The organism is Bacteroidota bacterium (assembly GCA_017303905.1).
In the GTDB taxonomy this organism is placed as follows: domain Bacteria; phylum Bacteroidota; class Bacteroidia; order B-17B0; family Aurantibacillaceae; genus JAHEYG01.
On sequence record JAFLBH010000004.1, the window covers coordinates 218,840 to 240,145 of the forward strand.

The window sequence follows — 21,306 nt, forward strand, 5'->3', positions numbered from 1 at the left end:
GAAGGATTCCAAAAAAAGTTAAAAGCCATTTTACAAAGTGTTAATTAACATTTTTCAAATCTGTATTCATTTACCTTCGTTAAAAATCAATCTCATGAAAAAAGGAATTATTACTGCGGCGGTTTTAGCATTTACTTTAAATGCATTTTCTCAAAATCTTCACTTCAATATTCATAAAACCAAATCGCACTCTATTAAAAAAGAAACAGTGAATGCTGCCAATAAAATGAGTGACGTAATTCCATTTTATCCTTCCGATTGGGTGTCCGATTATGTATCAGTTGAATTGGTTTATATTAAAGATGGCGTTTCTAAAACTTTTACTGGAAAGAATGAAACTTTAACGCCTGAACAAAAAAGTGTTTTGAAAACTGCGACCATTGGCGATGATATTGCGATTAATATTAAATATAAAACCAAAAACGCCGTGAATGGTAAAAACGAAATAAGTACCATGCACTATGAAACACAAATTACACCTGACGTAGAAGCTCAGTTCGAAACGAAAACAAATGCTAAACATGACGAGAGTGATGGAAGAACAGCGCAATACGTAAAAGAGAACATCATTAATAAAATACCTGAAGCGGCTAAAAAAGAAATCAAAGAAACTTTAATTCGATTTACTGTAAATGAGGAAGGTGTAGTAACATCAACAAAGGTTTATAAAAGTTGTGGCAATAAAAGCATTGATGATTTGATTTTAAACGCTATCAGCAAAATGCCTAAATGGATACCGGCAAAAGATGCCAATGGTAATCACGTAAAACAAAACTTTGAATTTACTTTCGGAGTGCCTCAGGGTTGTTAATCCTTAGAGTTGGATGATTTAAAAAAAGCAGAAGCCTTTAGGTCTTCTGCTTTTTCTTTTTCGCTGCGGGGAATAAAATATTATTCAGAATTAAGCGGTATCCCGGTGAATTCGGATGCAAACTTAAATCGGTTGGAGGCTCCTCTACTCTATGCTGATAATCCTCCGGATCATGTCCGCCGTAGAATGTCCAGGTTCCTTTACCATGCTCACCATGTATGTAACGTACTTCATTAAATGCTTTTGATTCGCCCATCACCAACACATTTTTCTTTACGTAATTTTTATTGTAAGCTACTGTTTGTCCCCAAAAACCCTGAATAGTTTGTGTATGATTCTGACACAACATTGTTGGAACCGGATCCCATTTAGCGGAGAAATCAAATAAGGTAAATTGATCCGTCGCTTTTGTCATACCATAATTACTTCGCGTGAAATAGGTGTCGATGGTAGAAAATTCATACTCTTTTGGATCGAGTTTCAACTTATAATTTTCGAAGGCATACCCTTTACTGTAATCCAATTTTTCATTCATTAGCGGATCCGCCGAATCATAATCATAAATACTGGCGCATATATCCACACCTTCCGCCGCAAGTGCAATATCATAACTGTCGGTAGCGCTACACATGGCAAATAAAAACCCACCGCCAAAAACATACTCATTAATTTTTTTAGCCACTGCTAACTTCAACTGAGATACTTTTGTAAATCCATATTTACGGGCTATGGTTTCGTTTTCCTTCACTTCCGCCTGATACCAGGCCGCATTATGAAACTGCGCGTAAAAACGTCCGTATTGTCCTGTAAAATCTTCATGATGCAAATGCAGCCAATCGTATTCGCTGAGTTTGCCATTGAGCAATTCCTCGTCATAGACTACATCATAAGGAATTTCGGCGTAAGTCAACACCAAAGTAACTGCATCATCCCAGGGCTGTTTGGTTTTTGGCGAATACACCGCAATACGTGGTGCCTTTTCTAACTTAACGGCATCCATATTCACTTCCGGATTCGCAATTTCGGCAAGTATTGCATTCGATTGCGCGTCGGAAATGACTTCATAATTTACACCGCGGATTAAACATTCGTTACTTACCGGTTTAGCATTCGGAATCATGAAACTTCCTCCCCGGTAATTGAGCAGCCACTGAATCTCCAACTCACCTTTCAACGCCCAATAAGCAATGCCATACGCTTTCAAATGGTTCTTTTGTGTCTCATCCATTGGAATGAGAATATAAGACGCAAACAATCTGCCTCCGAACAACGCTGTAAGTATTAATATAATTGCTACTCGTTTAATCACGTACTAAATTTAAGAAACTTAGTGCAGTTTTGTAACTAAGCTCCATTAATTTCATTATTTTTAACTAAGAAATGAAACGCTATTTTAAATTATCGGTGGTTTTGATTATTCTTTCGGCCATTTTATGTACCGAATGCAAAACCCGTAAAGATTGCGGCGGTCGCCGTAAGAAAAAAATAATGACCCAAATGGGTGGTTATATGTAAGCTTTAATTTTCCGGATAGGAATTTTCAGCCCAGCAAGTAATTTTACTTAACTCATCATCACTTAACTTGGCTGCTCCTTTAGGCATGGATTGCTTATCTAAAACTTCACTTTTGAATTTACCATTATCCAAAAAAGGTTTTAATCCGGCATAAGTTGTAAAATCACCATTCCCTGAACCTGTGCCATGACATCCGGAACCTGTACAATTGGCACTGATAATAGGCTTAATATTCCCATTATATGTTGAGTTAGTGCCGTCACATTTTATATTCTTACTTTTCTTACACGAAGAAACTATAATAATGTTTGCACAAACAATTGCTCCAATAACTAATACAATTTTCTTCATAATCAAATAATTTAAATTTTAATTCTATATTTTATCCCCATGTTTCTTCATTTGTGTTCGTTTTAACTGAGGCTTTATTTTCAAACACTTTAATTCTATTACTCACCATCATATAAATAACTACGCTGATGATTGCTGCAAAAAAACACCAGACAGAAATAACATAGTTATAAAAAAACAACTTTGCCAACACGTACGACAAAAAAATTATGCCACCCAAAACCGGAACTCGCTTAACGCTCGAAATTAATAGTGGTAAAACTGTAGCGATAATGTATAGGATCGGAACGAAAAAATTATCTCTGAAAGGAAAATCCAATTTATACAAAATATGATAATTGCTTATTTGCGCTGTCATTGGATATTCTGTCATATAATAACCGGCGAAAGACGCGAATACAATTCCGCATAATAAGCAAAAATAAAGTAAGTATTTTCTTGTTTTCTCTTTCTCCAATGGAAGCATTGCAACACTCACCCATACTGGCCAAATAACCAATGCAAATAAGAGAAAGCCAGCTATCATTCCGTCCTTCCATCCTGGTGGTTCGGCAGTAGATAATGCCAACCACACAAAACCCTCTACAAATTGTTGAATAGAAAACCAAAGGGGTATGGAAGCAAATAAGCGCTGTGAATGCTCTTTTGCCTCTTTCATGGAGGCTACACCAACAGCGCCCAAAAGTGTACCAGCTGCAAAACTGGCTGTGGCCGAAAAACACATGATGATTTATTTATCCTAAGTTAAGCAATTATTTCGCCTTTTCTAAAATACGAACCACGTCTTCGTCCTCCACCTGAGTAAAATCATCATAAAACGCGCCAACTCCCTCAAAATACTCTGGCGCGTGCAAATAAACGAACTCATCACATGAACGCTCAATTACATTTACTCTATCCGAAGGAACAACCGGACTGGCAATTACAATTTTTGATACACCTGCTTGACGCATCATTTGTACTAAAATCAAAAGTGTATTTCCGGTAGCAATTCCATCATCAACCAGGATGATGGTTTTATTTTTAAAAATTAAAGGTGGTTTATGTTTTCTGAATAATTGATTTCTAACCGCTAATTGCTTTCGAATACGCTGTGTTTCCGATTGGATATAATCTTCATCAACATCTGCCCCCTTTTCCACAAAAATCAAATTCTCGGTAACAGCACCTATGGCGAATTCTTTATTAAACGGATGCCCTATTTTTTTCGAAAGAATAACATCCAGGGGCAGATTTAATTGCTGAGCAACGCAGTCAGCCACCGGCACACCTCCGCGCGGAACTCCTAACACAATTGTATTTACAGCATTATTGTACTTTGCCAACTTATCGGCAAGTAACATGCCTGCTTCATTTCTATTAGCAAACACCATACTTATTTTAAATGTAATTTAAACCAATGAACTGCGCTCTGTGCTGCTTTCTCTAATGTTCCGGGTTCCTCAAAAAGATGTGTCGCACCTTCTATAAGCTTGATTTCTTTAACACCGCCCAATTTATTATAGGCCGATTTATTCAATTCAATAACCTCGTCATCGTAAGCTCCAACAATTAACAATACCGGTGTATTTATTTTTTCTAATACCTGTAAAGCTAAATCAGGTCTTCCTCCCCTCGAAACAACTGCCTTAATTTTATTTTGTAAAACGGCACAGGCAAATAAAGCGGAAGCGGCCCCTGTGCTCGCACCAAAAAAACCAATAGGTAAATGTTTTAAACCATCATCATTCAGCGCCCAGATTGCAACATGCGTTAATCGTCCGCTTAATAACTCAATATTGAAACGATTTTCATATACCTCATCCTCTTCCGGCGTAAGCAAATCAAACAACAAAGTTGCATATCCGTTCTTATTGAGTATTTCAGCCACAAATTGGTTACGCGGACTTTTGCGACTGCTTCCACTTCCGTGTGAGAATATAACTAATCCTTTCGCGTTATCCGGAATACATAAATCACCGAGCGTATTAGCACCTTCTAAATTTATGATGATGCTATGTCTCGTTACTTTCATGATTATACTATTTTACTGTAAAGAATGTGCTAAACGGCATTCGGTTGGTGATGGATTTTCCGAGTGTGGCTTCATCCGCATATTCGAGTTCGTCACCCACGGCAATACCTCTGGCAATAGCGGATAAGTCAACGTTTAATGGTGCCAGTTTTCTATAAATGTAAAATGATGTGGTTTCGCCTTCCATGGTGGCATTCAAAGCTAAAATAACCTCTTTTACCTCGCCTGCTCCTGCTCTGTTTACCAACGTTTCAATGTTTAACTGTCCGGGACCAATTCCCTCCATCGGTGAAATTAATCCGCCTAATACGTGATATTGTCCGCGAAATAAACCTGTACTTTCAATCGCCATCACATCACGATAATCCTGTACCACGCAAATGATACTTTTGTCGCGACTGCTATTTGAACAAACTTCACAGGTTTCGTCCTCACAAATATTGTGACAACTTACACAAAATTTCAAATCGGTTTTTAATAATTGAATAATATTGGATAACTGCGAGGCGTCATCCGAATTTTGCTTAATCAAATGCAACACATAACGAAGGGCGGTCTTTTTTCCGACACCCGGTAATTGTGTAAAAGCATCAACGGCCTGTTCTATAATTTTTGAGCTGTATTGCACCTTACAAATTTACATTTAAAGCCCAACCGATTTCGTGAAACTATTAACAATTTTGAGACTTCTAATGTGAAGAACCTTTGTTTATTACAAGCTTTCAATTTGTTAAATAGCAGAATGATTGAGTGAAGGATTAGGCTAAGTAGGTCTGCTTTTTTAAATTAGTAAAAACGATTTTATGAAACGTATATCAAAAATATCTGGTTTAAAGAAATGGTGCACAATAATACTCATAAACATCTCATTTATACTTAATGGGCAAACAAACAATATCCTCATGTTTGTTTCTCATGAAGACACTTATTATTCTGAATACATTGTCATGTTAAGAGCTTTACAAGCCGCCGGTTATACGGTTGATGTGAGAAGTGCATCTACGATGTCGTTCTCAACATACATGTTACCTAGCGGAACTGATATTGTTGCTACAGCCAACACACTACCCGGAAGCAGTTACTCGCAATTCACCTCACAGTTTCAAAATTTATTCGGAAGCGTGTGGAATACCTCCTGGGATCCAACACCAACTAATTACATTGGTACAAATGGTCGTATTCAAGATGTTGTTGACATGAGTAATTATGATGCTTTGGTGGTAGCCGGCGGAACCGGTATACTTGAATACAGATTAGATGGCACTTATAACTCGCAAGGTGCGGGTCCGAGATTAATTTCTTCCGCGACTGTGCAGGCGGCAGCTCAAAAACTTAATGATTTAGCGGTTAATGCACTCATCAATGGAAAACCTGTATTAGGACAATGTCATGGCGCGAGTTTACCAGTATTCTGGAGAGTCCCGGCTACTTCCGGACCGGGTGCCGAAAGTTTAGGTTTCAGTATTTTAAAGAACACACTAGCTGCGGGTTATCCCGATGCAGCAACCGCTCCTGCCTATGCCACCTTAAGCGTTATACTCAGACCCGACGACAAGGTAACGGTTGCCACCCCTCATACATCTTTACCACATAATGGTAATGGTGATTTTAAAATCATCACTTCCCGCGATTGGTATCCTCAAACAGTTGCTCATGCAGCTCGTACCTTACTAAATATATTACAAAGCTATCCCAACAAAACGCAACGCGAACAGAATTTGAATGTATTAATTCTGCATGGTGGCGCATTAGACTCATTAAACTGCTCACCTGGTAATCTCGCTAATGACATTCCATGTAATTACGGGAGTACACCTAATTTTCCTGCTGATTATACCTTTATTCAGAATTTATTTAACGGTAATTCAGCTTACGATAATTACTCTTTAACAGTGAATCAGCTTAATTTAACTGGAACACTACCATACACTCCAACCAGTAGTGTATCTATCTATAATTACTTAAATCAATATGATGTAGTAGTTTTTTATAAACATTGGTCCACAGGTATAAGTAATGAATTGCAAAATGCACTACGTACATATGCTGATAATGGTGGAGGAATACTTGCATTACATCACGGATTATATAATCATATTAATGGCGCTAATAACAAAAACATTTTGGTTAATCAGATTTTTGGAGTTGAGTCTGCTATGGCAACATGGTCGGGTGCATTAGCGAATTACAATTTATTTTCTACCAATTACGGACATTTTATTTCGACTTACGGCATTGATTACAACACGCCCCTTTTAGCGCCAAGTGCATGGACTACTAACACCTTGTTTCCGGTTGCCAATAATACATTTTCATACTTACAGCGTTTTGGTGTTTATGATGAAATTTATAATAATATGAGTTTTGTAAGTGGACAAACATTTGGACGTGGCGTGAATCAAATTAATCCCATTTTTTCAAATGATGCAGTACCGGCCTCACAATGCCATACTTCAGGGTTTGTAAAATTATTTAATCCAACAGCTGATGCATCGGTAGGTCGTGTTGCCTTTTTTCAAACCGGTGAAAGGCGTGAGAATTTCATGTTAAACACCCGATTTGGACAAGTAGTACGAAATGCCATCGTGTGGTTAGCTAATGGAACAGGTAATGTATCAACCGGCATAGAGTCGATGTCATCTAACAATTTGCCAATTTTGTTATATCCTAACCCGGCGAAGGAAACAATAACTATTGAATCTGAAAACCTAACACCCGACATGGTTATAAAAGTATATAACACCACAGGGGTATTAGTTTCTGAACAAAATATAGAACTTTCTAATAAAATCATAAATATTAAGACATTACCCCAAGCTGTTTATTTTCTTACTATTGAAAAAAACAAGACCACTGTTTACAGAACCAAATTCATAAAGGAATAAAAGCGAATTATTAGAATTTAATTGTGAAGAACTTGTTATTTACCACTGAAATTCATAAGGGATTTTTTGGATTTTTATAATTCAAAACTTCATTACTTGAATGTCACCAATCCTTATCATATCCTTTATTGTTTTTTACTTTCTGTTTTTAATGGGTATTGCCTGGTACACCTCACGTAAAAGTACCGCCGATGCTTATTTTTTAGGCAACAAAGCTTCCCCTTGGTATGTGGTTGCATTTGGAATGATTGGCGATTCGCTTAGCGGAGTTACTTATATTTCTGTACCCGGTAAAGTTGGCACCGCTCATTTCTCCTATTTGCAATTAGTGATTGGTTATTTTGTAGGTTACTTTATTATTTCGCACGTTCTGTTACCGATTTATTACAAACTCAATCTCACTTCCATCTATGAGTATTTGAAAGAACGTTTCGGGAGATACACACAAAAAACCGGCGCTTTGTTTTTCATTTTATCGAGAATCTTAGGTGCGGCAGGTCGACTTTATTTAGCTGCCGGTGTTATTCAGCTCTTTGTTTTCGATCGGTTTGAAACGGTTCATATTCCTTTTTGGGTGAGTGTTTCTGTGATCTTAGCTTTAATGCTTTTGTATACTTATAAAGGTGGAATTAAAACGCTGGTTTGGACCGATTCCTTTCAGTCTTTCTTTTTGGTATTGGGAGTTGTTCTTTCAATAGTGGCCATTGTAAACACTTTAGATATTTCATTTGGAGAAGCTATTAGCAGAGTTGTTTCATCCGAATACACAGAAACTTTCTTCTGGGATTGGAAAAAATCAAATTTCTTCTTTAAAGAATTTTTTGGCGGTGTTTTCATTGCGGTGGCCATGACGGGACTTGATCAAAATATGATGCAGAAAAACTTAAGCTGCAAGTCTCTAAAAGAAGCTCAAAAAAATATTTTCTGGTTTAGTATTATTATGGTGATTGTTACCGTAATATTCCTTTCATTAGGTGCGCTCCTTTACATTTATTACAAAAGTACAGGAACAGCTCTTCCAATAAATGCTGAAACAGGAAAAGTATTAAGTGATAAAGTGTTCCCTAATCTGGCTTTAAATCATTTAGGCATTTTTGCAGGATTGGTTTTCATCATCGGATTAACAGCAGCCACTTTTTCGAGTGCCGATAGTGTTTTAACCACCTTAACCACTTCTTTCTATATCGATATTTTAGAATACGATAAAAACGAAAAGCTGAGTGAAAAACAAAAAACGAAACACCGCACTATTATTCATATTTTATTTGCAGTTACTTTATGGGCTGTTATTTTATTATTCGACGCGCTCAATCAAAAAGCGATTATTGATACTGTTTTAATGGTGGCAGGATATACATACGGTCCATTATTAGGATTGTTTGCTTTGGGATTATTCAGTAAAGTAAAACTGAATGATGTTTTTGTGCCTTTTGTTTGTATTCTCGCTCCTATACTCACTTATTTATTAAGCAATACCTACAAATCAATGTTAGGCGATTATCAAATAGGAAATGAGTTGATTTTAATTAATGCTTTTGTGACAATTGCATTATTACTGCTCGTTCAAAAACGAAGACTGGCTTAAATCAGAATAGTTTTTCTTTTTTCTTACAAAGAACTCCATCACCACATTACGCGTATAAATGTGATTTAAGTTAAAATGAAACTTAGGATGTGTTTTCATTTTCTTACGCTTGGATAATGTTTTAGGTAACCAGGCATAATACGAAAAATGCGCTTTTAATACCGCTAATAAATGTCCGGGCTGTCCGTCACTTAAAAATTTTATCGCCGCTATTCCGTCCAATTTTAATCGAAATAAAACTTTGAAAAACAAAAATGGTCCCGGATAATTTTTAGTTAAGGTGGTAAGGTTATTACGGAAATTTAAATAGGTTTTATGCGGACTAACCTCCAGCGTACCTCCTCCAACATGATAAACTGTGCTTAATGGATGAACATAGATTTTATAACCAATGTTTTTTAATCGCCAGCATAAATCAATTTCCTCCATATGTGCGAAATAATCACCGTCAAAACCACCAACTTCCCAATAGGCATCGGCACGAACAAACATACAAGCGCCGGTAGCCCAAAACACTTCTGTTACATCATTATACTGGCCTTTATCTTCTTCCAGATGATTAAACACACGTCCGCGACAAAACGGATAACCATATTTATCTATAAATCCTCCGGCAGCACCGGCATATTCAAACTTATGCTTATTGTTATAATCTAAAATTTTGGGCTGGCAGGCTGCAATTTCAGGACGTGCATCCATCAGTGAAATAATATTTTCGATCCAACCTGCACTTACTTCTACATCTGAATTCAACAATACATAATACTCTGCCTTTACATGCTTTAATGCATCGTTGTAGCCTTGAGCAAATCCGGTGTTAATTGCATTCTTGACAATTTCAATTTCAGGATACGATTTTTTTACAAAGTCTATTGAATCATCAGAAGAATTATTATCTGCTAAAACAACATGAAAGCCTTTAGAAAATGTAGTTACAGACGGGAGAAACGTCTCAAGAAACTTCCTACCATTATAATTAAGGATAACAACTGCAACTTTCTTACTAATCATATCGGTTAACGTGGATTATTATAGAAGTCCTCCGCATTATTTCCTATCAGTGGGTCGGGCTTTGTTTTATCAATATTTGGATCGTTTCTTCTTTTAGAAATCTCAAACTGCCAGCGTGGATTGTTTATCTCGCCACGCATGTCGCTGTGCACTAACTGAAAGCAATCATCAGCAATGTTTTTATTTACGAATACAAATTTTTTATTGGTATAAAATTGTCCGTTCGATTGATCCTGAATTCTGTAATACTGCCATATTTCGTATGGATACGCATAGGGCTCGCTCGGCTGAATCACACGCTGATCAGGTTTCCCATATTGCAAATACACACGGCCTCTATCCGTATAATATCCTTTTTGCTTACCGCATTTAAACTCAGCATTAGCAATAGTTACTTGCGTGTAATACGCCAACCAAATCTGAAGAGGATCCAGTGAGTCGCCGGCACGTTTTTGCCAGAAATCAACGATATAATTTTTCATGTAATCCGGATCCTTTTTAATCGCCTGATTAATTCCCCAATCCTTTTCGGTAGCGGAAGAAATAGGCCATAAACACTCAACAAACATTTTTAGTGTATCAACATTATTATAATCACCAAAAAACTCATTCACACTTCGTTTGTTTTTATACTCTTGTGTGAGTTGAATAGGATTGTTACGTTGAAAATAATGACGCTTCTCAAGTTGAAGTTTATTGTTCTTGTCACGCAACTCAATAACCAGATAATAATTTCCGGATTCCAATTTTGAAATATCGATTTGGGCAAGCAGAGGATTTACTTTCGCGGTATTTTGTTTTTTAAATCCGGAACAACCCTGAGGCTTAAATAAATCTTCCTTACGCTCTACATAATAAGAATAAACGAATGGCTGATTAACACCCAAAACAGTATCGGCATTATAAGATTCGAAATAAAATTGTAGCTTATTTAAGTTTTTAGGATAATAATTAACGCAGTATGGAATTAAATCATAACCACTTTTTGTAATGTTACCGGATTGAGTTGATTTGCTATAGGATTCCAGCATTTGAATAGATGAACATGAAAGTTCTGAAGCGGAGAAATTAACCGTAAACGTTTCCTTGGAGCTGAATGACTTTTTTGACAAATCATTATTATCACTTAAAGTAATTTCAATAGTATATATCCCGTTTGTAACCGGGTAACGTTGATTATCAATGAAACTCGAAACCTGCACTGTATCCTTTTCAACAGGACTCATCAAATTATAGTTATTGGAGACCACAACCTGCCCAGATTTCACCAGAGAAACCTTCACATTAACAGAGCCCTGAAAACCACCATTCGTTGGTTTAAATTTAATGGAGGAACCCACAATGGTAAGATAAGTTTCTACAAACGGTGAGCCTTTGGGAACATTAAACAGTCCATAATTAAAATAGGCAGTAACCGAAGCACCAAGACTGGAAAACAGCATCCCTAAAACAAAAATAAATACACCTTTTTTCATGGTAATGTGATTGAATATTAGGGAGATGTTTGAGTTTTTAAAGGTACGAAAATAATTTTTACAAAGTGAGTTGCGAAATTAAAAAAAATAGTACTTTTGCCCCCGGAGAAGTGGCAGAGTGGTCGATTGCGGCAGTCTTGAAAACTGTTGAGGGTCATACCTCCGGGGGTTCGAATCCCTCCTTCTCCGCTGAAAGGGACTTAGGCTCAAAAAGAGAACTAAGTCCCTTTTTTATTATAGCAAAATCGCCCGTGTGTCGGGCGATTTGTGCAATTATAAAGTTGATTTCAGAGGTTCGAAATGCCCCGTTTTTCTTGTCATATACCAAACCGGACGGGAAGAGTAAATTTTGCAATCCCTCCTTTAATGCTATACCGCCATCTTGCCACAGTTGGCGCAGGTTTCGGCATAGAATTACAGCTTCATTTATCATTTCTTTGAGGTTCGAAATGGAAATCCCACAAGTCGCCATTTCCTTTCGGATTTTATCAAATTCCTTAGTGTATTTTACCCTAAAACGGTCGTAGGTTTCCTTGGGCATCTCCTCTTTTATGAAGTGCTTCTCTTCAAGGGTTTCAATATCCTTGGTTAGTTCGACAATTCTCGCCTTAAGGATCGCTTCCTTTTCAACGGAGTCTTTATTCAGTTCATGGTAGGTGCTTTCCAATTCAATTTTGATTGCTTCGCTCAGATCAGGCTTTACTTCATATTTCTCAAGTTCCTCTGAAAACAAACGATGCATTTCTTTTGCGCTTTTATTGCACTTACAGCCGTTTGTTCTGCATTTGTAGTAGTACAAGTTCTTCTTCTTTACAATGTAGCCTGTAAATGGCTGATTACAATCCGAGCATTTAATGAAAACCTTAAGTGGAATATTTACATCTTCTGATTTGTGTGGTACTCCGAATTTAGTTGAAGATGAAATGACTTCATTCACTTTCATAAAGGTTTCCTTAGAGATCATTTTTTCATGCACTCCCTCAACTACTTTTCCATTCAACATTCCGTGTGATACTAATCCGCAATAAAATGGGTTGATGAAAATCTTATGCAATTGCTGTTTGTACATTTTCACTCCGATAGCCTGAAGCTTCAAAATAATTTCTTCATTCTTCATACCCATTAGTTTCCATTCCCACGCTTTTTTAATTTTCTTACCATCCGCATTCACTACAATTTTTCTTTCTCCGTTTGTTCTCACAATATCATAACCCTGCGGTGGTTTCACAACCCAAATTCCTTTTTCAAATTTGGCTTTCATTCCTGCCATTGCCACTTGCTTTCGTTGTTCGTTATCCCAACGCCCGAATAACAATTGCATATCATGAAACAGAACTCCGTTTGGATTAGATGTGTCGATTGGTTCTGTTACAGCTTTAATATGAACTCCATGCTTTTCTCTCAGTTCATCAGCAATGGAAATAGCTTTACCTCCTGTTCTGCTAAAGCGAGTCATTTTGTAAACCAAGATAGTGCTAATTTTCCCTTTGCTTGTATTTACAAAACTCAGCATTCGCTGAAACTCTTTCCTCGCATCCGTTTTAGCACTTTCATAAGTATCACCAAACGCTGAAACAATTGTTAGATTATTTCTCTTAGCATATTCCTCAATCGATTTGCGTTGAGTTTCCAAAGACTCGTTTTTATCAAATTGCCCTTTGCCCGAAACCCTTGTGTACATAACTGCCAAATTGGATGTGGACTGCTTTACTTCCCTTTTACCAAAGCGCCCAAACCGGTTTGCTATTATTTGTTCTTCAGTCATTTTTGCCTCCTTTCTTTTAGTATTAATTTTTTTATGCTTGTTTTCTGTATTCAATTTCCGAAGCATCATTTTCTGTATTCAACAAAATTATTTTTGCTTCACTTGAATCATCGATCTCATGTTTCTTTTTAAATTTTGAAAGATGTTCGCATATAAGAACAGCCAGTTTTTTGATTGATAATACAATCTTGTTTGCTTGTTCATCGCTTACACTTTCATAACCTTTTATCATTCTTAGTTTTTCAACCGTTAATCCTTTGCTATTTTCGCTCACACTTTTCATACACTTTATTCTTCTTACTTTTTGGTTAAAACTATTTTAACGCCTCCCCTTTTTATGTTTCAATATATTGATTATCAATATAGTAGCTAATTTACATACATCTTTTGGAATAAAGAAATGCCCCTAAATCGCCTAAAACTCGCCAATTTCCTGAACTCCTTTTCAACTAGTTTTTGCATACCTCCGGAAACAATTTATTAAATGGCTCTCTCTTAGTACAATCCCTTATGAGATTCAAAATCAAAACATACCTGACTATTGCCGCTTTATTCAAGGTGAATTTTATGCCTTCTTTATCTCCTTCAAGGGCTCTTGCTAAAGGAAGAAATTGATCGAACAGTTTTATAAAATCATCAATGAATGGAAAATCATTCGGCAACATTTTAATTTGCTCCGATCTAAGCATTTCTTCTAAGGCCATACTAATAGCCTTAATGGTTTTATAATGAACTTTGCTTTTATAACTGATTTGGAATAAATTCTCTATTATACAACGAAGCCTTGGGACGAAATAAGAGAAGGCGGGAAAATTATTACTCGTAATCCGACCTCCATTATTTGCATTGTTAGAAAAATAATTTTTGCCAATGTTTAACGAAATATAACCATGCTGAATTTTGTCTAAAATATCAGGTGTGATGTATTGGTATTCTGCTTCCTCCTTTATTACATGCTGTATATTTTTTTGTTCTTCAACTTTAATTGCGATTTCGTTATTTTCAAAACATTGACTTTTAATATCGCTATCGGAAACAAGCTCTAATTTATTAGATGAACTAAAATTTCTATTTAGGTAAGCATATTGCTTACAGGTACTACTGCAATATTTCTTAGTACTTCGTTTTCCTTCTATAGGTTTATGGCAATGTAAACAGTTCATTTTCTTTCATATTAATTAAGTGAAATTTCATCTGGATTTTCTTCTCCATAACGTTGCTCGTTCCATTCGCTTACTGACTCATAAATATTATGCATGGCTGATTTTTGGATTTTGTTCTCTTTAGAATAAGTTAATTCCAAAACAACTTCACCCATTACCTCGTTTGTACCGATAATCTTGTTATTTAAATTCCCGATTCGTATCATTTTGCATACGTCTAAAAATATTTCAATCGGAATTTTTACGCTTTGTTTTTCTATTGGTGCCTTCATTTCACTTGTCTTTTTAAATTTTAACCCTCAAGTTTAAAATGCTTTTTTTTATTTACGCTCTTATAAACTTTTGTCTTCTTGTCCTCTTCCATTGGTATCGTATTTTCATCTTCTGTATCATCTTCCTCATCACTAATTCCAATGGGTAATGAACGCATGGCTTTAGAAGCAATGAGTTTATTTGTAAGTTCCATTTGCCGGATGAGTTTAGAAAATTGTTGATCTCGTTCACTCATCTGTCGTTTATGTTCTTCTTTTAAAGCATCCATATCCTTATTTGCTTTAAATGTTCCAATAAAAAATCCGGCTGCTAATCCTGCTACTCCAGTTGTAACTGGATTTTTAATAAAGTCTTGGATTAATTCTATCCAATCCTTTGTTTCATCCTTTTTTTGCTCGTTTTGTTGTTTGTTTTCTCCGTTATTGCTCATGTTGCCCTCCTTTTTTAGCCATTATTACGGTCAATTACCGTCTACTTTCTCTCTTTGTTTTTGCTTTTACCGTCAATTAGCGTCTAGTTTATCGTCAATAGTTTATCAATTCCTTATCGTCATTGACGGGAACAAAGTAACGATATGGGTTTGGGATTTGGCTCCTAGTTGGAGCGAAGTGGGAGATGATTTAATGTAGGAAAGACGGGGCGGAAGGGCAGGATAATGTTTTTGAGATTAACTGCCAATTTTGAGTAAAGAATTGACCAAAATAATTTTTAAAATCCGAATAAATAATTTCATTTAAAAGAGTCTAGGGAATTAAGGTCAGGTAATTAAAAATATTTGGTTCAAATGTTCTTATTAAATAATTTAATTTATTTGAAGGCAATGAGATACTTATACGATCAGGCAAAAGAAAATGGTGTTTTTCTTCTAAAGCACTAGAATAAATGGAAATCCCTTGTTTATTGTATTCAATTAATGATTCATCTCTTCTGTAATCTGTATCGGGATAATTATAATCATCAGGAAGATTTGGGGTACATTGATAAAATATATTTTTTGTTGCCCCATTAAAATTCATTCTAGAAATATCGTTAAATTCATCTTTGCTAAATAGCAGATAAACTTTTTGATTTACCTCTCCATGTCTTTCTACTTCTGAACGAATAACGTGATCAAGCTCATCACCTTCATTATAATTATATTCGTCATAAAGCAATCGAAAATAAGGAAAGCGATTCCAAACACGTAGTTTTTCTGTTTTTATAATTGTAGAAAATTCATAAATCCTCAATACAATTGGAAAAGGTTGTTTTATCATCTTGTAATCATTTATTTTTTAGAAAGTAATTTTTTTACTTCGCCATCGGTTTGCTTAAGTTTAGATTGACAAATTTCAATCAGCTCCTTTGCTCTCTCAAGTTTAGCATACAGATTGTCTATTGATACTTTTCCATCTTCAATATCTGAAACAATTTTTTGAAGTTCCTCTGAAGCCTTTTTATAAGTTAATGTTGCCATTTCTTTTTTCAATTTTAGTTATGTTACTTTCAATAATGCTTGAACTAGTTATTGTTTTTATTTTGTTCCCGGATTTTAATTGTTTAGTGTCATTCAAAATGTTTCCTTCAAACGTGATTATCGCATATCCTCGAGCCAAAGTATTTTCCGGACTAAAATTCTTAACATCTCGAATCAATTGGTTTAAGGTATCCTTTTCGTTTTGGATTAGAAGTTTAAATCCATGCTTAAGTTGCCCATCTAATTCGACTAATTCATGTCTTTCAGAATCAATAACTTCCTTGCTTGCATTTGCAATTTGATGTCCTAATTCTACAATAGAATTTTCAAAATCTTTGTTGTGCTCAATAATGCTTTTCGCTGCCATAGCGGGAACCATAGTGAAAATATTTGCCACCATATCGACAATACTTTTATTTTGTTCGTGACCAATGCCAGTTATAATCGGTAATTTATAATTGGCAACGGCTTTACTCAATTCATAATCATCAAAACAAATAAATCCAGTATCATCTCCACCACCACGAATAATGGCAACTGCATCATATTCTTCCCGTCGTTTATCTATTGCTTGAAGTTGATTCAACATTGATTTAGCCGCTTCATTTCCTTGCATGATAGCAGGAAAATCGGTTAAAGTAAATTTATACCCATATTTATTTTCAAGAAGAGCTGCTTTAAAATCGGAATAACCCTTTGTATTTACAGAAGAAATTAGTGCGATTCTTTGTATAACAGATGGACGATCTAATTTTTTATTATTGGTTTCGTAAATGCCGGGCTCAATTAGTCTAATTACTTTTTCTTTTTCAAGCCTTATCAATGTTTTAAGTTTCTCATCCTGAATTTTACCGAGAGTATAATTATGATCGATAGAATTCATTATTAATGATAAACCATAAATCGGATGTAACTCAACTTTCACTTTTAATAAAACTTCAATTCCGTTTTCAAATTTAAGCCCAGTTTTTCTCTCAAATTCCGTTAGCTGATAAACACTTCCTCTAAAAATACATGTCTTTATTTCCGCAGTAATAACTCCATTCCTCCTTTCAATTAATCGAGGATATAGATGTTTGTTGGGTTCGATTCCATTATAATTAGATATCTCACCAATAACATAAAAATATGTATTCAGATTAGCATCTAGAACCCCTTTCACCAATGAAATAAGTTCAGAGAGCCTATATTGTTTATTTTCTTCCATATTAAAAACTAACTTCTTTTAAATGTAGGTATTCAAATAATTTAAATGTTGTAATAATATCTTGTTTATTATGGTCTATGATTGGAATAACAGTACCAATATTGCCAGTTGACATGTATGCACTATAAAAAGACGGAACAAGAAATCCAGGAACATCTCCTCTTCTATGATGTCCCAATATTTCGCTTTCTAATGTTTTTAATTTGTAATCATAACAAACACCATCAAAAGCCCGTTTGCAAAAATAATACATGTCAAAATGGGCATGATCTATTAGAAGGTCTATTCCTAAAGAATTTGCCCTTGACTTAATTAGAGGCACATCAAAAGAAGCTCCATTATAAGTAAGCAAAACGTTTTTACCTTTCAGATAATCTTTAAGGTGAAAGAAGATTGCACCTTCCTCATCTAAATCTCTAGCTAATAGTTGATCTACATTAAATTTCCCATCTCTCATGTAACCAATTCCAATAAGAAATGCCGGGCTATTGAAACCTAATGTTTCCAAATCAATCACAATAAAATCTTCAGGATTAAAAAAACTTGAAACTGAAAATCCGGTAGTATTGTATTTGGGGTAATCATTTCTTCGCCTTACCCATTTATGAATTGAATGCCCATCATGGTTATCTATAATTGATAAAAGCTCCTTTGCTTTAAATTGAAATTTATGATGACTCAATAAATCTTCGATCTTTTTATAACCGAAAGTTTTTAATTCTTTTTCCTTTAACTTTGCTATTCCATCAATTAGGGTAAGCTCAGCGTACAATAAATTTTTAGCTGATTCTTTATTTACAACAGGAAAATCAATTTGTTCAGTATTTGTAATTAAATAAAATGATCCTTCTTTATTCTTGACCTCTTGGCCGAATAAATATTTTTCAAGTTTTATTCCTTTAAAATGCTTTTGGTATTTTCTTTCATCATAGCCGAATTTAGAATAGTCAATACTTTTTAAGGTTGAAGGCGCAGGAGATTTCTTTTTAGTAATCTTCTTTACAGTAACTGTCTTTGGCTTTGCCTGACGAGGATTTTTGGCGGTTTTGCTACCAACTTTAATTACTTTTTTACCTTTGACTAACTTTCCCATTGCTTAGTTATTAATAAATATTTCCTGTTCTAATCCCTTTTTATATTTGTCAATAAGTGCAATTAACTTTATAATTTCTTTTTCTGTAATTTGTTTTTTATCAGGCCTTCTTTCTAGTTGCCTATTATATAACTCTCTATTTCCATTAGTTTTTAATAAACTTTCGATATAATCTGGAATAAAAAATGAGGCTTTTTCATTCAAGTGCTTTTTATATTCATTAAGATAAATATTAATCCCCTCAAAGTCGAAATCTCCGAAGTGCATATATTTATTGGGAATCCGTCCTAACCACTTTACTAAGTCCTTATTTTGCGGATATCGAGACACAAACAGTGGAGAAATATTTTTGAATAAGGATTTCTGCTTTTGTATTTCTTTAAAATTTTCCGGGTTTTCAATTCCGACAATTGTTATGTTGGCCGGAACTTTTAAATGCTCATAATCATATATAAAAGTGTATGTTCCTTCTAAAGGATTAATTATAAATGACTTATCAGAAAGAAGCGCATCAATTGGTTGATAGCAATTAACTAGAAATCCTTTAAATGTCCTAACCTGCTTTAACTTGGAATCCGAACTTATTAAAACTGATTCATTTCTTGTTCCTGTATCATTTTTTTGATACTCAATATAATTTTCTAAACTGGAAATTCCAAAGTGATTCGCAATGTATGCAGTTAAACTTTCCGGCTTATTTACATAATACATTCGTTGACTTTTACCAATATTTCTAACTTGTATTACACCATCCTCTATTAATCCGGCTATTACAGCATGTTTGAGTTTACTTGATGGTATTTCTACCTTATCAAGCATCTGTTTTAATTTTTTCGCTATGTTCAATGGTAAAGTCATGCTAAAGCGTGATTTGTAATAATTCTTTTTATTTTAGAAAAGCTTTTTTCATCCTTTTCAAGTTTATAAATGTGTTTGTAATCAATTGCATTATTTTCCGTTGGAGAACCATTGACCAAAAGAATATTACGATCATTAGCAAATTTTAATATCCCTTTGATATTGTTAGGATGAAGCTTGCCTATTTCATCCATAACACAGTGTAATCTGAAATCTTTAAACCTCTTGGATGCCCCATCTTTAAAAACATTCAAGAGCATAATATTTATCATGGCTTTAACAAGAATGTCTGTGCCATCACTTCCTACATTTGCGAGCTTCTCAACCCATCCGGTATCGTTTTGGTTTTCCTGAATCCTGAACTTTAATTCAAAGGAATCTGAAAGCGAGATAGTTTTCTTTCCAAAAGTTGTAATTTGCTTAATTAGTTCTTTAAGCAGATCAACCGCCTTTTTGTTTTTTGCACCTTGGTCATTACCGGAAAATAAGTTTGGAGTGCCTAATTCATTTATATTTTCATCATTGAACTTTTTTATAGCGAGCAATATACTCACAACAGGGTTGCTACTATTATCCCATTGTAATTCTATTTTTTTGATCGCCCCAACAAAATTTCTTTGTTCAAAATCCTTATTAATACTATGAATTATCTTTTGAATTTCTCCTCCTTTGGACATTAAACTTCCAGTTTCCTTGCCTATGGACGTAATTATAGAAGCAAAGCGTTCATTTATTCTTTTTTCAAATTGTTCTATTTTTCTTTCTTCAATGAAATCATTTAGTTCATCCGCAAACTGAACATATTCTATTGAATCAATCAAAATAATTTTAAAATTAAAAATATTCTTTTCCGAAAAATTACCTAAAAACTTATTTATTGATTCTTTCATTTCACCCAGCCGATCTTTTCGGGAATAATCTTTTTGTTCCAATTCTCGAATTAGTTCCCGACCGGGTTTATTAACGGCATTTTCCTCCTTTGGGTCTGAAAGATAAATGTTAAGGTCAGAATAGCTTTCAGAATTCCTGCTCTTAAATAAATCCAGCTCATTTAAATCTGCCCCATAATCTTCCAGAATTTTTTTTAATTCTGAAATTACTCGTGTAAGTTCGGTGAGTTCAGTAAATAATGATCCCTTTTGTTGCGTATGTTTTTGCTGTTCATTAATAAGCTGCTCTTGTAAACTCTTCTTTTTAATTTTGAACTCTTCCTCTTTATCAAATAATTCTCTCTTGTCTTTTTTGTATTCTACAACCTTGTCCCAATTATTTTCTATATACTCAAGTTTCGCTTTTAACTTTTCTAATTGTTTATCAATTTCTGCGATCCTAGAGGTATTTGCACCTTTATCGGAAAGCTCCTTTTTTTGCTTCTCCTTTATTTCTAGTTCTCGTTGTGAATACTCGGCTTTTTTTGTTTTAAAAGTTGTATCGATTTCAGCCTTGGCTTCAATAGTCTTTCTTTCTTCTTCACGTATCAGGTTGTCTTTCTCCGCTTGTTTTGCCTTCTCCTCAAGAGAAATTTGCTCTTCCAATGCTTTTAGCTTCCTTCCTGCTACTATTATTTCTTCTGACAGTTGATCTATTTGTTTTTGTATTTCCTTCAATAAACTATGTTTCTCATTGGCAGCTTTTTGAGTTAGATCGTTTAGTGTGTTAGTCGCCTCTTCAGTTTTGGCGGTGTTGGTTTCAATTGTATAATTATACTCATTAATTAAATCCTTGCTTGCTTTTATCTTAGGCTGATACTTCGTTTTTAATTTTATTATTTCAGATTCCAATGTTTCGTTGGCTGCAAGTATTTGTTTTTTTTGTAATTCTATTTGCCCATTTAGCTCCTCCTT

At 34.9% G+C, this 21,306-nt stretch carries 22 protein-coding genes and 1 tRNA gene; 4 read left to right on the forward strand and 19 right to left on the reverse strand.

All coding sequences use genetic code 11. From position 1 onward, the window contains the following. Positions 1-94 precede the first annotated feature (94 nt). Complete coding sequence (locus tag J0L69_14320) at positions 95-811, forward strand: energy transducer TonB (GenBank protein ID MBN8694366.1); 717 nt, start codon at positions 95-97, stop codon at positions 809-811. Between the two features lie 37 nt (positions 812-848). On the opposite strand, the gene J0L69_14325 is transcribed toward J0L69_14320, so the two are convergent. The 6 genes from J0L69_14325 to recR form a co-directional block, all read right to left on the reverse strand. Continuing rightward, positions 849-2,120 (reverse strand): asparagine synthetase B, encoded by a 1,272-nt coding sequence (locus J0L69_14325; GenBank protein MBN8694367.1) that lies wholly within the window; start codon positions 2,118-2,120, stop codon positions 849-851. 209 nt (positions 2,121-2,329) lie between these two features. Next, positions 2,330-2,677 carry a cytochrome c gene (locus J0L69_14330; protein ID MBN8694368.1) on the reverse strand — a complete coding sequence of 116 codons (348 nt, stop codon included), beginning with the start codon at positions 2,675-2,677 and terminating at the stop codon, positions 2,330-2,332. Between the two features lie 31 nt (positions 2,678-2,708). Then, the gene (locus J0L69_14335) at positions 2,709-3,401 is read right to left on the reverse strand and encodes a hypothetical protein (GenBank protein MBN8694369.1); all 693 of its coding nucleotides are present in this window, start codon (positions 3,399-3,401) and stop codon (positions 2,709-2,711) included. A 28-nt stretch (positions 3,402-3,429) separates the two neighbouring features. Then, entirely contained in the window at positions 3,430-4,050 is a 621-nt protein-coding gene (locus J0L69_14340; protein MBN8694370.1) for a phosphoribosyltransferase, read from the reverse strand. A gap of 2 nt (positions 4,051-4,052) precedes the next feature. Continuing rightward, positions 4,053-4,691 (reverse strand): dienelactone hydrolase family protein, encoded by a 639-nt coding sequence (locus J0L69_14345; protein MBN8694371.1) that lies wholly within the window; start codon positions 4,689-4,691, stop codon positions 4,053-4,055. Between the two features lie 7 nt (positions 4,692-4,698). Further along, entirely contained in the window at positions 4,699-5,319 is a 621-nt protein-coding gene (gene recR, locus J0L69_14350) for a recombination protein RecR (protein MBN8694372.1), read from the reverse strand. Between the two features lie 175 nt (positions 5,320-5,494). On the opposite strand from recR, the gene J0L69_14355 reads away from it, so the two are divergent. Both J0L69_14355 and J0L69_14360 read left to right on the forward strand, forming a co-directional pair. Further along, a complete protein-coding gene (locus J0L69_14355) occupies positions 5,495-7,576 on the forward strand; it encodes a T9SS type A sorting domain-containing protein (protein ID MBN8694373.1) in 2,082 nt (693 codons plus the stop codon). A 100-nt stretch (positions 7,577-7,676) separates the two neighbouring features. Further along, positions 7,677-9,161, forward strand: a complete 1,485-nt coding sequence (locus tag J0L69_14360; GenBank protein ID MBN8694374.1) for a sodium:solute symporter — start codon at positions 7,677-7,679, stop codon at positions 9,159-9,161. Here J0L69_14360 and J0L69_14365 read toward each other — a convergent pair. Together J0L69_14365 and J0L69_14370 are read right to left on the reverse strand one after the other, a co-directional pair. Next, positions 9,129-10,172, reverse strand: a complete 1,044-nt coding sequence (locus J0L69_14365; protein ID MBN8694375.1) for a glycosyltransferase family 2 protein — start codon at positions 10,170-10,172, stop codon at positions 9,129-9,131. The two genes, J0L69_14360 and J0L69_14365, sit on opposite strands and share 33 nt — an antisense overlap. Before the next feature lie 5 nt (positions 10,173-10,177). Continuing rightward, on the reverse strand, positions 10,178-11,647 hold the full coding sequence (locus tag J0L69_14370; GenBank protein ID MBN8694376.1) for a GWxTD domain-containing protein: 1,470 nt from the start codon (positions 11,645-11,647) through the stop codon (positions 10,178-10,180). Positions 11,648-11,751: 104 nt separating this feature from the next. Here J0L69_14370 and J0L69_14375 point away from each other — a divergent pair. Further along, positions 11,752-11,836 (forward strand) — tRNA-Ser (locus J0L69_14375). On the opposite strand, the gene J0L69_14380 is transcribed toward J0L69_14375, so the two are convergent. From J0L69_14380 to J0L69_14430, 11 genes are all read right to left on the reverse strand, one after another. Next, the gene (locus J0L69_14380; protein MBN8694377.1) at positions 11,802-13,328 is read right to left on the reverse strand and encodes a recombinase family protein; all 1,527 of its coding nucleotides are present in this window, start codon (positions 13,326-13,328) and stop codon (positions 11,802-11,804) included. The two genes, J0L69_14375 and J0L69_14380, sit on opposite strands and share 35 nt — an antisense overlap. A gap of 115 nt (positions 13,329-13,443) precedes the next feature. After that, complete coding sequence (locus J0L69_14385; protein MBN8694378.1) at positions 13,444-13,695, reverse strand: hypothetical protein; 252 nt, start codon at positions 13,693-13,695, stop codon at positions 13,444-13,446. Between the two features lie 166 nt (positions 13,696-13,861). Continuing rightward, complete coding sequence (locus J0L69_14390; protein ID MBN8694379.1) at positions 13,862-14,575, reverse strand: hypothetical protein; 714 nt, start codon at positions 14,573-14,575, stop codon at positions 13,862-13,864. An 11-nt stretch (positions 14,576-14,586) separates the two neighbouring features. After that, entirely contained in the window at positions 14,587-14,847 is a 261-nt protein-coding gene (locus J0L69_14395; protein MBN8694380.1) for a hypothetical protein, read from the reverse strand. A 20-nt stretch (positions 14,848-14,867) separates the two neighbouring features. After that, positions 14,868-15,278: a hypothetical protein gene (locus J0L69_14400; GenBank protein MBN8694381.1), complete on the reverse strand. Its 411-nt coding sequence runs from the start codon at positions 15,276-15,278 to the stop codon at positions 14,868-14,870. Positions 15,279-15,591: 313 nt separating this feature from the next. After that, positions 15,592-16,104 carry a hypothetical protein gene (locus J0L69_14405; protein ID MBN8694382.1) on the reverse strand — a complete coding sequence of 171 codons (513 nt, stop codon included), beginning with the start codon at positions 16,102-16,104 and terminating at the stop codon, positions 15,592-15,594. Positions 16,105-16,115: 11 nt separating this feature from the next. Further along, positions 16,116-16,316, reverse strand: a complete 201-nt coding sequence (gene xseB, locus J0L69_14410) for an exodeoxyribonuclease VII small subunit (protein MBN8694383.1) — start codon at positions 16,314-16,316, stop codon at positions 16,116-16,118. After that, entirely contained in the window at positions 16,285-17,511 is a 1,227-nt protein-coding gene (gene xseA / locus J0L69_14415; protein MBN8694384.1) for an exodeoxyribonuclease VII large subunit, read from the reverse strand. Before xseA ends, xseB begins: the two co-directional genes overlap by 32 nt. A 1-nt stretch (position 17,512) precedes the next feature. Continuing rightward, the gene (locus J0L69_14420) at positions 17,513-18,604 is read right to left on the reverse strand and encodes a ribonuclease H-like domain-containing protein (protein ID MBN8694385.1); all 1,092 of its coding nucleotides are present in this window, start codon (positions 18,602-18,604) and stop codon (positions 17,513-17,515) included. Positions 18,605-18,607: 3 nt separating this feature from the next. Then, the gene (locus tag J0L69_14425; GenBank protein MBN8694386.1) at positions 18,608-19,462 is read right to left on the reverse strand and encodes a hypothetical protein; all 855 of its coding nucleotides are present in this window, start codon (positions 19,460-19,462) and stop codon (positions 18,608-18,610) included. Further along, positions 19,459-21,243 carry an ATP-binding protein gene (locus tag J0L69_14430; protein ID MBN8694387.1) on the reverse strand — a complete coding sequence of 595 codons (1,785 nt, stop codon included), beginning with the start codon at positions 21,241-21,243 and terminating at the stop codon, positions 19,459-19,461. Before J0L69_14430 ends, J0L69_14425 begins: the two co-directional genes overlap by 4 nt. Positions 21,244-21,306: the final 63 nt, after the last annotated feature.